This window comes from Haloparvum sedimenti (assembly GCF_001462205.1).
Classification (GTDB): Archaea; Halobacteriota; Halobacteria; order Halobacteriales; family Haloferacaceae; genus Haloparvum; species Haloparvum sedimenti.
In genome coordinates this window covers 13,891-25,999 of sequence record NZ_LKIR01000143.1, presented here as the reverse complement: position 1 = coordinate 25,999, position 12,109 = coordinate 13,891, and the positions used below count along the sequence as shown (strand labels likewise).

At 71.3% G+C, this 12,109-nt stretch carries 12 protein-coding genes; 8 read left to right on the top strand and 4 right to left on the bottom strand.

Annotation, left to right across the window (positions count from 1 at the left end; all coding sequences use genetic code 11):
* Window positions 1-62 precede the first annotated feature (62 nt).
* Complete coding sequence (locus AN233_RS15555) at window positions 63-338, top strand: 4a-hydroxytetrahydrobiopterin dehydratase (protein WP_058367673.1); 276 nt, start codon at window positions 63-65, stop codon at window positions 336-338.
* Between the two features lie 24 nt (window positions 339-362).
* Entirely contained in the window at window positions 363-797 is a 435-nt protein-coding gene (gene lwrS, locus AN233_RS15550) for an LWR-salt protein (protein WP_058367672.1), read from the top strand.
* 23 nt (window positions 798-820) lie between these two features.
* Here the strand turns inward: lwrS and AN233_RS15545 are convergent, their stop codons facing one another.
* Window positions 821-2,086 (bottom strand): ornithine cyclodeaminase, encoded by a 1,266-nt coding sequence (locus AN233_RS15545; RefSeq protein WP_058367671.1) that lies wholly within the window; start codon window positions 2,084-2,086, stop codon window positions 821-823.
* A gap of 157 nt (window positions 2,087-2,243) precedes the next feature.
* Here AN233_RS15545 and AN233_RS15540 point away from each other — a divergent pair, with 157 nt between their 5' ends.
* Window positions 2,244-3,332, top strand: coding sequence for a phosphoribosylaminoimidazolesuccinocarboxamide synthase (locus tag AN233_RS15540; RefSeq protein ID WP_058367670.1), 1,089 nt, complete (start codon window positions 2,244-2,246; stop codon window positions 3,330-3,332).
* A 33-nt stretch (window positions 3,333-3,365) separates the two neighbouring features.
* Here the strand turns inward: AN233_RS15540 and AN233_RS15535 are convergent, their stop codons facing one another.
* Complete coding sequence (locus AN233_RS15535) at window positions 3,366-3,761, bottom strand: universal stress protein (RefSeq protein ID WP_058367669.1); 396 nt, start codon at window positions 3,759-3,761, stop codon at window positions 3,366-3,368.
* A 105-nt stretch (window positions 3,762-3,866) separates the two neighbouring features.
* Here AN233_RS15535 and AN233_RS15530 point away from each other — a divergent pair, with 105 nt between their 5' ends.
* From AN233_RS15530 to AN233_RS15520, 3 genes are all read left to right on the top strand, one after another.
* The gene (locus AN233_RS15530) at window positions 3,867-4,895 is read left to right on the top strand and encodes a DUF7490 domain-containing protein (RefSeq protein WP_058367668.1); all 1,029 of its coding nucleotides are present in this window, start codon (window positions 3,867-3,869) and stop codon (window positions 4,893-4,895) included.
* Window positions 4,892-5,263 carry a hypothetical protein gene (locus AN233_RS15525; protein WP_058367667.1) on the top strand — a complete coding sequence of 124 codons (372 nt, stop codon included), beginning with the start codon at window positions 4,892-4,894 and terminating at the stop codon, window positions 5,261-5,263. The genes AN233_RS15530 and AN233_RS15525 overlap by 4 nt, the downstream gene beginning before the upstream one ends.
* A 154-nt stretch (window positions 5,264-5,417) precedes the next feature.
* Entirely contained in the window at window positions 5,418-6,023 is a 606-nt protein-coding gene (locus AN233_RS15520) for a DUF7504 family protein (protein WP_058367666.1), read from the top strand.
* Between the two features lie 25 nt (window positions 6,024-6,048).
* Here the strand turns inward: AN233_RS15520 and AN233_RS15515 are convergent, their stop codons facing one another.
* Window positions 6,049-6,369: a hypothetical protein gene (locus AN233_RS15515; protein ID WP_058367665.1), complete on the bottom strand. Its 321-nt coding sequence runs from the start codon at window positions 6,367-6,369 to the stop codon at window positions 6,049-6,051.
* Between the two features lie 132 nt (window positions 6,370-6,501).
* Entirely contained in the window at window positions 6,502-7,338 is an 837-nt protein-coding gene (locus AN233_RS15510) for a cytochrome b (protein ID WP_058367664.1), read from the bottom strand.
* Window positions 7,339-7,532: 194 nt separating this feature from the next.
* On the opposite strand from AN233_RS15510, the gene AN233_RS15505 reads away from it, so the two are divergent.
* The gene (locus AN233_RS15505) at window positions 7,533-9,161 is read left to right on the top strand and encodes a hypothetical protein (RefSeq protein WP_058367663.1); all 1,629 of its coding nucleotides are present in this window, start codon (window positions 7,533-7,535) and stop codon (window positions 9,159-9,161) included.
* Between the two features lie 87 nt (window positions 9,162-9,248).
* A complete protein-coding gene (ppc, locus tag AN233_RS15500; protein WP_058367662.1) occupies window positions 9,249-12,032 on the top strand; it encodes a phosphoenolpyruvate carboxylase in 2,784 nt (927 codons plus the stop codon).
* The last annotated feature ends 77 nt before the right edge of the window (window positions 12,033-12,109 follow it).

Genomic DNA, 12,109 nt, shown 5'->3' with positions numbered 1-12,109 from the left:
ATCGCGCTCGGAACGCGAGGGTCGCCCGAACGCTTAACCGAACGCGAACGAACGCCACGATCATGCCCGAACGACTCGACGACGACGCTGTCGACCGGAAGGTCCCGGACGGCTGGGAGCGGGACGGGGACGAGATCGTCCGCGTCTACGAGTTCGACGATTACCTCGACGGCGTCTCCTTCGCCGGCACCGTCGGCGAGATTGCCGAGGAGGCGTTTCACCACCCCGAGATCGTCATCCGGTACGGGGAGGTCGAGGTGCGCTTTACCACCCACGAGGCCGACGGCATCACCGAGAAGGACCTCCGCCTCGCCGGGCGCTGCAACGACGAGTACTGACTCGTCTCACGCCGTGTCCCGCCGATGAACGCCGCCTACGTCTTCACCGTCGAGTTCCGCCTGGAGCCGGACGGGGTCCGCGTGTCGCCGAACCGCTTCGAGACGACGATGGAGATCCCCGCGCCGACGCCGCCGACGGCCTCCGAATCCGGCCTCGAGTCGGGGGGCGGCTCCGACGGCGCGTCCGCGGGCGCCGACGCCGCGGCGTCCGACTGGCGGTTCTTCCGCGACCGGCTCTGGCGCGGCGAACTCGGCGCTCCGGAGCGGTTCCGGTCGGTCGCGAGCGACCGGCTCGGCGTCGAGGTGACCGCGGTCACGTTTCGAGAACTGCGCACCGACGAGGCGTACCTCGACGCGCTCCGGGAGTCGGTCGCCGCGCACCTCGACGACTTCCGCGCCGAGAGCGTCGACGAGGCCCTTCACAAGTACCTCGGCTCCTCGATCCACGTCCGGGACTGAACCGGAATCGAGGCGGATTCGGCTCAGTCGTCGGCGACGCCGAGGTCGGACTCGCCTTCGATCACGTACTCCGCGAGCGTGGGGACGAAGGTGCCGATGTCGGTGACCATCCCGACCGCTTGCGCGGAGCCGCGGTCGAGCAGCTGCGTGACCGTGGCGGGGTTGATGTCCACGCAGACGGTCTTCGTCGTGGAGGGGAGGCAGTTCCCGACCGCGACCGAGTGCAGCAGCGTCGCGAGCATCAGGACGATGTCGGCCTCGCGGGCCTGTTCGCGGATGGCGTCCTGGGCCGCGACCGCGTCGGTGATCGTGTCCGGCAGCGGGCCGTCGTCGCGGATCGACCCCGCGACCACGTAGGGAACGTCCTGCTGGACGCACTGGTACATCACGCCCTCAGTGACGAGTCCCTCCTCCACGGCCGGCTCAATGCCCCCCGCGCGGATCACCTCACTTATCGCCCAGATGTGGTGTTTGTGGCCCTTCCGGGGGTGTTCGAGCGTCTCGACGTTCATCCCGAGCGAGGTGCCGTAGATGGACCGCTCCATGTCGTGGGTCGCGAAGCCGTTGCCGACCGAGAGCGCGTCGACGAAGCCGGCCTCGACCAGTCGCGCGAGGTCGTCGCCGGCGCCGGAGTGGATCACCGCCGGGCCCGCGACGACGAGCACGTTCCCGTCGTTCGCCTTCACCTCGCGGATCTCCTCGGCCACCTCGCGGATGGTCGACTCGGAGGGGCGCTCCGCGGAGACGCCGCCCTGCATGAAGCCGAACGCTCCCTCGCCGCCGCGAGGGCGTTCGGGGGGGTTGACGCGGATCCCCGCCTCGTCGGTGGCGATCAGGTCCCCCTCCTCGACCGCGTTGAGGACCTTCGTGTACGCGCGCGGCCCGCCGTCGGGACCGCCCTCGGGGTCGACGACGAGCGCGCAGTCCATCTCGATGTGCTCGACCGGGAGCCACTCGCCCTCGTAGCGCACCTCGGTGGGGTGGTTCGTCGTGGAGTAGAAGCTCGGCGGCACGACGCGGTCGTCGGGCGCCGCGACGAGCGTGGCGTCCGGCGGGTTCTCCAGTACCGCCCCGTTCTGGTGGAGCTCGTGGAGGATCTCCTTCAGCGTCGCCTCGTCGTCGGCCGACACCGCCATCCGGCAGTAGGACTCCTCGTCCTCGTGGCGTCCCACGTCGAACTGCTCCACGTCGAAGGAGCCGCCGAGATCCATCACCGCCGCGAACGCGCGCTGCATCGTCCCCGAGTCGATGATGTGGCCCTCAAGCTCGACCGTGCGCGTGACCGTCATACCCGTCACTCGGTCGCGGCCGGTATGTCGGTTTCCCTCCGGGCGAACTCTCGGCGACCACGGACTGATCCGCATTTATGGATATCTGGGCGGAGATTCATGGCCGGGTGACCACAGAAGTGAAAGATTCATGGGGCGGGCGCGCACGCTCTCGGGTATGACGAGCGTGAAGGAGTTCCGGGTCGCCGAGCCCGCGACCGCGACCGACCTGGGCCGCGGCCGGTTCGTGTTCACCGACGCCTACTCCGTCTTCGACTGGGGGCGGATGCCCGACGCCATCCCCGGCAAGGGCGCGAGCCTCTGTTCGATGGGCGCGTACAACTTCGAGCTGCTGGAGGCGGCCGGGGTCCCGACCCACTACCGGGGCGTCGTGGACCCGGCCGCGGGGACCGACCCGGCGGCGGACTCGGTCCCCGAGGCGGCGGTCGTCCCGCTCGCCGAGGCCGACGGCGCGCCGACCGAGATGGTCATCGCGCTGACGCAGGTGCCCGACCTGCCGTACGTGGGCGGGAAGGGCGAAAAAGTCGATACCGACCACTCCGGCTACGACTACGACGCCTACCACGACGCGGCGGGCGAGAACTACCTGATCCCCCTCGAAGTGGTCTTCCGCAATCGCGTGCCGGTCGGCTCCAGCCTCCGCGGCCGGCGCCACCCCCGCGAGGTCGGCCTCGACCGCGACGAGTGGCCCGAAGGGGTCGTCGACCTCCCCGAGCCCGTGGTGGAGTTCTCCACGAAGTACGAGGAACAGGACCGCTACCTCACACGGGAGGAGGCGGACCGGATCGCGGGGGCGGCCGACGTCGACGCGCTCGCCGACCTCGCGCGCGAGGTGAACCGCGTCGTGACCGAGCGGGCCGACGAGGCCGGGTTCGTCCACGAGGACGGCAAGATCGAGTGTCTGTACCACGGGGGCGACCTGCTGGTCGCGGACGTGGTCGGCACGTTCGACGAGAACCGGTTCTCCTACGACGGCCAGCAGGTGTCCAAGGAGGTCGTCCGGCAGTGGTACAAGCGCGAGGACCCCGACTGGGTGGCCGCGGTCGCGGACGCGAAGGCGGCGGTCGCCGAGCGCGACGTTGCCGACTGGCGGACGCTGTGTGACGCCGAGCCGCGCACGCTCCCCGAGGGCGTGCTGGGCGCGGTCGCGGACCTGTACGCCGCCGGCGCGAACGCCTACACGGGAACCGACCGGTTCGACGCGCCGCCGATCGGCGAGGCGGTCGAAGCCGTGCGGGATCTGTAGCCGGGACGCGTCGCGATTTCGCGGTCGCTCCCGCTACTCCCGCGGGATCGAGACCACCGGCCGCTCCGCCTCCAGCAGGATCGTCTGCGCGACGCTGCCGAACAGCGCCTTCCCCGCGGGGGTGCGGTGCCGGACGGCGATCAGCACCTCGTCCGCCTCGACCTCCTCGGCACACTCCAGCACGTCCGCGGCCGGATCGTTCCCGCGGACGAACTGGTGCGTCTCCACGGTCACCGCGGCGCCGAGTCGAGACGAGACGACGTTGAGCGCGTCCTCGCCGAGCCTGATCGCCTCGGCGGTCGTCTCGTCGCCGCCCCGCTTCGAGTTGATCGCGTGGACGGTGTCGTCCGTCGTGAGGCGGTCCTGCAGGTAGTCACAGATCCGGGCGCTGGCGTCGACGGAGTCGGTCGCGAGCACGTACGTCGTCATGGTGGACGCGTCGAACCCCGCCGCCCTAAAAGTATCCGCGCCGGCCACACGTGTTGCCGTCGTGAGGGGAGAAGACACTTATCCGATGCGTTGGACGCTCGATGCGTGAACCGAGAGTCCACGCTGGCGGTCGTCGCGGCCCTCCTCCTCCTCGGCGCCACGGGGTTGGTGCTCGCCGCCCCCGACGCGCTCGACGACCCGCGGTCCGAGGACGCACCCCCCGGCCACCTCGCCGTCGCGGAGACGGCGATCGCCCCGGGCGAGATAACCGGCGAGACCGCCGCGCTGCGGATCGACACCGGGCTGCGTCACCGCGGCGGCGCCCTCGAGAACGTCAGCGTCCGCTATCGCGCGGTCGACTCCGAGTCCGGCCTGCTGGTCGACGAGCGGCGGGTCGAACTCGGCGAGGTGACCGGCGACGGCGAGGTCTCGGCGGCGGGGACGCTCGTCGTTCCGCGGGAGGGGGGCTACCGGATCGAGACGACGGTGTTCGCCGACGGCGAGCGCGTGGCGAGCGACAGCGGCACCGTCCGCGGCGTCGCGGCGCTGACGCCAGACTACGCCGACCGCCGCGTCGGCTTCCCCGACCACCGGGTCTGGCCGACGCTCGCGGTCGCCGTCGACGAGGCGGACGGCGAGACCGCCACGCTTCGGATCACCGCGTCCGTGACGAACCGCGGCGACGACCCCTCCGAGGCCGTGGAGCTGGCGGTCCTGCTCAGACAGAGCGACTCGAACGTCGTCGCCGACCGCGCGACGACGACCGTGGAAGCGATCCGCCCGGGACGCACCGAGACGGTCGACGTGACCGTCACCGTGCCGGACGACTACAACTACTACGTCGACGCGATGGTCCGCGCGGACGGCGTGGTCGTGGACGAGGCCGGCAGCGTCGCAAACCTGAACCCGCGGGAGACGATCAGCGCGAACGAGACCACGGAGGAGGTCGCGTTCAACGCCGAGGACTTCGCCGAGGAGGAGTCCGAGGCCGAAGCCCCACGGGAGGAGCCCGAGGGGGCGACCGACGGCGAGACGCCCGGCTTCGGCGCGGTCGCGGCCGTCCTCGCGCTGCTGTCGCTCATGCTGGCCGGCCGCCTGCGCCGCCGCGGAGCCGACCGAGGTGACTCCCGATGACAGACACCCCAGACGCCGACGCTGACGCATCGCCCCCGACCGACGCTGACGCGACGCCGAACGACCGACCGGACGCCGACGGAGAGCCGGCGGTGACCGCGGCCCCGGACGAGGTGGCCGGCTCGGAGAGAGAAGACGAGGGACGGACGCGGCGCCTCCGGAGCCTTCTGGACAAGGCGGCGCTCGGCGCGTTCGTCTTCGTGGCGCTCGTGACGTCGATCGGCTTCTATCGGTACACGGGCGCGACCGTCCGGACGTGGGTCGATCCTGCCTACCAACCGATCGTGTTGGCCGCGTTCAACCTCGCGCTGTTGTTCGTCGCGGCCGCAGGCGTCTCGGTCCAGCTCCGCCGACTCGGCGAGGACTGATCGGCCGTCCGGATGCGGTCCTCGCCTCTCGAGTATCGCTCGCGTGCACCCGCGGACGACGAGTGCCCCGATCACCGGTCGTCGAGACGTGTCTCGCGAATATTCGACGGTCTCGTCCCAAAAACTAATGCCGTTTCGGCGAGACGAGACGCGTATGGAGTCCACGCGGCGGGACCGGGCGCGGGTCCGTCAGCACCTGGCCCGGCTGAAGCGGCGGGGCTGTAACCTCCTGGTCGTCGGCGCGACCGACGCCGCGACCCGCCGGGCCGCGACCCGCCGGCTGTTCGGCGCTCCGGGCGCGAACCGGGACCGCGTCCTGATCACGGTCGGGAACGTCGACTCGGACGAGTGGTTGCCGGACGGCGGCCGCGTCATCGACGCCGCGGTGGACACGCGGTCGGCTGCGGCCCTGACTGCGCCGTCCACGCCGTCGCGGTCGGTCCCGGAGGCGGTCGACGACGTTGCGTCGACAAGCGACGACGAGCCAGGGCGATTCCGGCTCGGCGTCACCGCGCTGGCCCCGTTGCTCGAGTCGCCCGGTGGCGCGGAGACGGTCGCGTCGCTTCGCGAGACCGTCCGGGAGGCACGCGGGATCGGCCACTACCACCTGTCGGCGCCGTTCGACGCGGATCGGACTCGCGCGGCCGCCGCTGATTTCGACGCCGTCGTCGAGCTTCGGCGGGTGGCGGCTGGGCCACAGGAGCGGTGGCACCTCGAGGGGGCGGACCTCGTCACCCCGTGGCTGCCCCTCGAAGAGTGACGCCGGGGCCGACCGCGGAGTCCTCCTACTCGTCGGGAAGCGCCTCGGTCGACCCCGGGATCTCCTCGACGCGCTCGGCCAGCGACGCGGCGTCGGCGGCCACCGTCGACGCGTCGACGCCGGCCTCGTCCGCGACGAGCCGAAGGTGAGCGGCCGCCAGCGCGAGCGCACGCAGGCCCTCGCGCTCGGGGTCCGCGGCGCGTTGGGCAAACGTCGTGTCCACCTCGCCGTCGCGGACCACGCCGACGTACGCCGCGTCGACCTCCTCGCCGTCGAGCAGGTCGCGAGCCGCGGCGATCTCCGCTGCAAACTCTCCGTCCGCCTCGTCGGCGCGGTCCTCGGTCATGTCCGCACGTGGGGGATCGGCAACCAAAAACCGCCCGGGTCGGCGACCGGCGAACCGACGGGTGCGCGGTCGGCGTCGGGAGTAAAGCGAGGTGGCACGGGGGACGCGATCGGGGTCCCCGCGAGATCCGAACTAGTCCGTCCGGGGACGGGCGACGAACAGCGTCTCGACGATGCTGAAGGGGTCGTACACCGACTGGTGGCACTGGCAGTAGACGCCGTCCGCGGCGTCGTAGCGGGCCGACTCCTCGTTCTTTTTGTAGCCCGGGATACAGCAGAAGTGGGTGCAGACGTTGACCCACGCCATGAAGCCGTCCTGCGTGGACGCCTGGAGCCACTCGTTGTCCTGGGCCGCCTCCTCGATGCGCGGGGACCGAAGCACGACCGCGGTGATCGAACTGTCCGTGTCCTCGGAGCGCCAGCTGACGAGCGCCGGCTTGCCGACGCCGTCGGCGCCGATGCCGTTGCCCCACTCGGCGTAGTCCGCGAAGTCGTCGCGGTGGATCGGGTCGCCGCTCTCGTAGGCGTCGGCCTGCCAGTCGTAGCCGCCGGCCGCGGACTTGAAGATGTTGTCCGACTCGAACTCGGGCTGGATCCCCTGGTAGCTCTCGATCCCACAGTACTGGAACCACTCGCCGGAGTAGGTGACCCCGCCGGGCATCTCCTCTTTCGCGACGGTGATCTCCTGACCCTCCTGGGTCTCCGTGGCGGTCTCGGGCCACTTGCCGCGAATGAACCCGTCGTCGGTGATCTCGACCGGGATCTGGGGCATCCCCCGCGGGGCGGGACCGCCGACGCGCTCGATGGCCATCGCGGTCGTCTGTCCCCCGCCGGTCCCGGAGGAAGTCGTCAGGGAGTTGATGGTCGCCGACCCGGTGGCGCCGACCCCCGCGAGCGCGCCGCCGCCGACGACGCCCTTCACGAACCGCCGCCGGCCGGACTCGGCCGGATACTTGTCGTCCTCGCTCATGGAGGATCCTTGGTCGGGCCGGTAAAAAGCATGACGAAGCCTCCGGCAACGTGGGAACGCACCGTCGGGGCGGCCATCGTCCGTCGACGGCGTTGACCGGGCCGCTCCGCGGACGGCTCCGAGAGAACGGGATGGCGCAAACGACCGTTTGTGCCTCCTGAAGGCATTTATCGTCCCCGGCCGACCCCTCGTCCATGCAGCGCCGCCGACTCCTCGCCCTCCTCGCGGCCGGCACCGCCGGCCTGGCCGGCTGTAACGCACCCGACGACCCGACCGGGAACGACCCCGCCACCCGAACGACCGACCCCGCGACCGACGCGGCGACGGATCGGCCCCCGACCGATGAGGCGCCGAGCGTCGCGACGCCCCCGCCGGCCGACGAGCAGCACGACCGCCTCGACCTCCCCGAGGGGGACGGGTTCGCACAGTTCGAGCCGCTGACGATGCCCGGCGCCGACCGCGCCGGCGCGCTGGCCGGGGTCCGCTACCGGACCGACGAGCGCGTCGAGGTTCGGCTCCGCGTTCTCTCGTCGGCGAGCGCGGAGGGGCCGGTCCGTCTCGCCGCAACGGCGACCAACGAATCGCCGTTCGTGGAGCACGTCCGATTCCTCGACATCCCGCCGTTCCACGCGCCGCTGCGGGTCGACGCGGCGGGGTACGCCGACGTGGAGCTGCGGGACACGAGCTACCGCGGCGACCTCCAGCTGCTCCCGACCGCCGAGAGCGACCTGATCGGGACGGACCCGAGGGTCGAGCGCACCGACGCCGGCGTCTGGCGGCCCGCCGCGGGGGTCACGCACCCGGACCTGCCCGACGTGCTCCGGCTCGAACCGGGAGACACGCTGTACGGCGAGTACGTCGTCGTCGGCCACCGGGAGGGCGAGGGCGAACTCCAGCCCGCGCGCTACCGGCAGTCCGCCCCGGAGGGCGGCTTCGCGGTCACCCTGTGGGAGCGCGGCGCGCCCGGACCGAGCGCCGACTCCCGGTTCGCCGACCGGACGGTGCCGGACCTCGCGGGCACCTGGGCGAGCGACGGGACGAGCGAGCGCTGGTTCCACGAGGCGGACGCGTCCACGCCGACGTACCTGTACCCGAGCGCCGAGCGCGTCGAGCCGCCCGGCCGGATCCGGTTCACGTACGTCAACCACGGCGAGGAGATCGCGGGCGGGAACCCCTACGACTGGAGCCTCCACAAGCTGGTCGACGGCGAGTGGTTCCACGTCGCCCCGCGGGGGATCAACCAGCCGATGGGCTTCGTGCAGCCCGGCGACACCGAGACGTGGGACCGGACGTTCTACGGCGGCGACGGGCTCGACACCGGGGAGACGGAGCGACGGGGAGCACTGGTGTTCGGCGGGAGCGACGGGGTCGCGCACCTCGGCGGCGGCACCTACGCGGCGCGCGTCGGGATCTCCGTCGACGACCGCGACCCTGCCGCGTTGTTCGAGCTCGGCGGCGACGAAACGGCCGTCGTCCCGACCGCCGACGCGGAGACGGAGCGTCGCGAGGACGAACTGGTCGTCACGGACCGGACGCGCGTGGACGCCGAGCGCCCACGGGACCTGGTCGCCGAGCGCGTCGCCGCGGACGCGGCCGAGGCGGAGCTCGACCGCCGGCTCATCCCCGAGCAGGTGATGCAGCCGTGGTACGCCGGCTTCCGCAACACGCTCGCGTTCCGGTCGGAGCTACGGGAGGGCTTCGACCGGGTCCGGCTCCGGACGAGCCGCGGCGTCGCGACGAATGCGGTCGGCTACGACCGGAAGGCGCTGACGGTCGCGTTCGACGGCGCGGCCTATCGGGTCGAGAAACGCACGCCTGCGTGACGGTCGATCCTTCATGATTAACTTCGAAGCGAGGCAATTCTTCGCCTCATACGTGTTTTTAACCGGGCTCGCGTGATACTCGTTCGCATGGAGTTGCACAACAGGAGCGTGCGGCAGGACGTTCGGGAGCTGGGCGCCCTGCTCGGCGACGTGCTGTCGGAACAGACCTCGACCGAGGCGTTCGAGACCGTCGAGGACCTTCGGACCGCGGCGATCGCGTACCGAGAGGGGGACCGCGACGACCGCGAGGCCCTTCGGGCGGAGCTGGACGAGCTGTCGCCGGCGGAGGAGAGCATCGTCGCCCGCGCGTTCACGACCTACTTCGAGCTGATCAACCTCGCCGAGGAGCGCGAGCGCGTTCGCGCCGTACGGAACGGCCGACAGGAGGACTCGCTACCGGACGCTCTCTCGCGGACGGCCGCGGACCTGGCCGAGGAGGGGGTCGACGCCGACGAGCTGCGCGACCTCCTCGACGACGTGCTCATCGAGCCGACGTTCACCGCCCACCCGACCGAGGCCCGCCGCGGCACCGTGAAGGCGAAGCTTCGGTCGATCGCGGGCCGCCTGGAGGAGTTGGACGAGCGCAACCTCACGGACGGCGAACGGGCTGACGTGTGGCGCCACATCGACGCCGAGGTGACGAGCCTCTGGGGGACCCGGCAGGTCCGCGGTCGCCGCCCGGAGCCGGAAGACGAGGCCCGCAACGTTCAGTGGTACCTCGAGAACACGCTTTACGACGTGGTCGGCACCATCTACGACGACGTGGCCGAGGCGCTGACCGCGGGCGACGGCGACGACCTCCCCGACGCGGTCGCGGCCGCCGCGGACGGCGGGGCGACCGACGGCGCGAACGGCGGGGACGGGAGCGCCGGCTACGAGGCCGACCTTGACGTGCCGAAGCTGTTCGAGTTCCGTTCGTGGGCCGGCTCCGACCGCGACGGCAACCCCTTCGTCACCACCGAGGTGACGACTGAGACCCTCGAACGCCAGCGCGCGGTCGTCATCGAGCGCTACCGCGAGGAGCTGAAGCGGCTCTCGGCGGTGTTCAGTCAGGACGGCGACCGCTACGAGACGACCGCCGCCTTCGAGCGCTCGCTCGCGGCCGACCGCGACCGCTTCCCGCGGATCACCGAGGAGGCGGTCGAGCGCTACCCTGACGAGCCGTACCGCCAGAAGCTCCGGCTGATGCGCGAGCGTCTCGACCGCGTCGGCGACGTGCGCCCCGGCGGCTACGAGGGCCCCGACGAGCTGCTCGACGACGTGAACGCCGTCGCGGACAGCCTCTCGGCGGACCGCAACGCGGAGCTCGTGGAGACGTACCTCGACCCGCTCCGCCGCCGGATCGACACGTTCGGCTTCTCGCTGGCCTCGCTGGACCTGCGCGACCACCGCGAGAACCACACCGAAGCGGTCGCGGAGGCCGCCGCCGCGGAGGGGGTCGACTACGCCGGCATGGACGAGGACGAGCGCGCCGAGTTCCTCACCGAGGCGATCCTGCAGGAGGAGTCGGTCGTCGACCCCGCCGAGCCGGGCGAGGTGTCCGACACCGCCGCGCGCGTGTTGGAGCGGTTCGAGGCGCTCGGCGAGTGGCAGTCGGAGTTCGGCGTCGAGGCCATCGACACCTACTGCATCTCGATGACCGAGGAGCCGAGTCACGTGCTGGAGGTGCTGTTCCTCGCCGACCAGGCCGGCGTCGTCTCCCTGCCGGACCACTGCGGGCTCGACGTGGTCCCCCTCCTGGAGACGGAGTCCGCGCTCAACGGCGCCGAGCGAATCATGGGGACGCTGTTCGAGAACGAGGCGTACGCGGAGGCGCTCGAGACGCGCGGCGGCGTCCAGGAGGTGATGCTCGGCTACTCCGACTCCAACAAGGAGAACGGCTTCCTCGCGGCCAACTGGGACCTGTTCAAGAACCAGCGTCGGCTCGCGCGCTTCTGTGAGGCCGAGGACGTGACCCTCCGGCTGTTCCACGGCCGCGGCGGATCCATCTCCCGCGGCGGCGGTCCGATGAACGAGGCGCTTCTGGCGCTGCCCAACGAGACGGTCACCGGGCAGGTGAAGTTCACCGAGCAGGGCGAGGCCATCGCCGAGAAGTACGCCAACCCGCGCATCGCCGAGCGCGAGCTGGAGCAGATGCTCGACGCGCAGATCCGCGCCCGCCACGAGGCCACCGAGGAGCCGGAGGAGGCGATCCCCGACGCGTGGATCGAGGCGATGGAGACGATGGCGCCGGTCGCCCGCGAGACGTACCGGGACCTGCTGGAGTCGGACGGCTTCGTCCCCTACTTCGAGCAGGCGACGCCGATCACCGTCATCGAGGACCTCAACCTCGGCTCGCGGCCGGCTTCCCGCTCCGAGGACCGCAGCGTCGAGGACCTCCGCGCGATCCCGTGGGTGTTCTCGTGGACCCAGACTCGGTGTATCCTGCCCGGGTGGTACGCGCTCGCGACCGGCGTCGACGCCTACCTCGACGACGGCGGCGACCTCGACACCCTCCGCGAGATGTACGAGGAGTGGCCGTTCTTCCGCACGACGCTGGACAACGCCGCGATGGCGATGGCGCGCACCGACATGGAGATCGCGGCCGAGTACGCCGACCTCGCGGACGAGGACCTCCGCGAGCGCTTCTTCCCCGAGCTGAAAGGGGAGTACGAGCGCGGCGTCGAGCTCGTCCGCGAGATCTCCGGGCGCGAGGAGCTGGTCCGCCGGGAGTGGCTCGGCGAGAGCCTCGACCGCCGGAACCCCTACGTGGACCCCCTGAACGTGCTGCAGGCGCACCTACTCGACCAGACCCACCGCACCGACGCGGAGGAGCGCACCCTCCGGCTGACAGTCAACGGCATCGCGGCCGGCATGAAGAACACCGGGTAGTCCGTCACCGCGACGTCGTTAACACATTTATCCGACACCCGCGTACCGTTCGGACAGATGCGATTCTGTGACGACTG

Coding starts and splice junctions, on each gene's coding strand:
- AN233_RS15525 (WP_058367667.1), top strand. CDS start 4,892: ATGACAGACACCCCAGACGCCGACGCTGACGCATCGCCCCCGACCGAC.
- ppc (WP_058367662.1), top strand. CDS start 9,249: ATGGAGTTGCACAACAGGAGCGTGCGGCAGGACGTTCGGGAGCTGGGC.
- AN233_RS15510 (WP_058367664.1), bottom strand. CDS start 7,338: ATGAGCGAGGACGACAAGTATCCGGCCGAGTCCGGCCGGCGGCGGTTC.
- lwrS (WP_058367672.1), top strand. CDS start 363: ATGAACGCCGCCTACGTCTTCACCGTCGAGTTCCGCCTGGAGCCGGAC.
- AN233_RS15515 (WP_058367665.1), bottom strand. CDS start 6,369: ATGACCGAGGACCGCGCCGACGAGGCGGACGGAGAGTTTGCAGCGGAG.
- AN233_RS15535 (WP_058367669.1), bottom strand. CDS start 3,761: ATGACGACGTACGTGCTCGCGACCGACTCCGTCGACGCCAGCGCCCGG.
- AN233_RS15555 (WP_058367673.1), top strand. CDS start 63: ATGCCCGAACGACTCGACGACGACGCTGTCGACCGGAAGGTCCCGGAC.
- AN233_RS15520 (WP_058367666.1), top strand. CDS start 5,418: ATGGAGTCCACGCGGCGGGACCGGGCGCGGGTCCGTCAGCACCTGGCC.
- AN233_RS15505 (WP_058367663.1), top strand. CDS start 7,533: ATGCAGCGCCGCCGACTCCTCGCCCTCCTCGCGGCCGGCACCGCCGGC.
- AN233_RS15545 (WP_058367671.1), bottom strand. CDS start 2,086: ATGACGGTCACGCGCACGGTCGAGCTTGAGGGCCACATCATCGACTCG.
- AN233_RS15540 (WP_058367670.1), top strand. CDS start 2,244: ATGACGAGCGTGAAGGAGTTCCGGGTCGCCGAGCCCGCGACCGCGACC.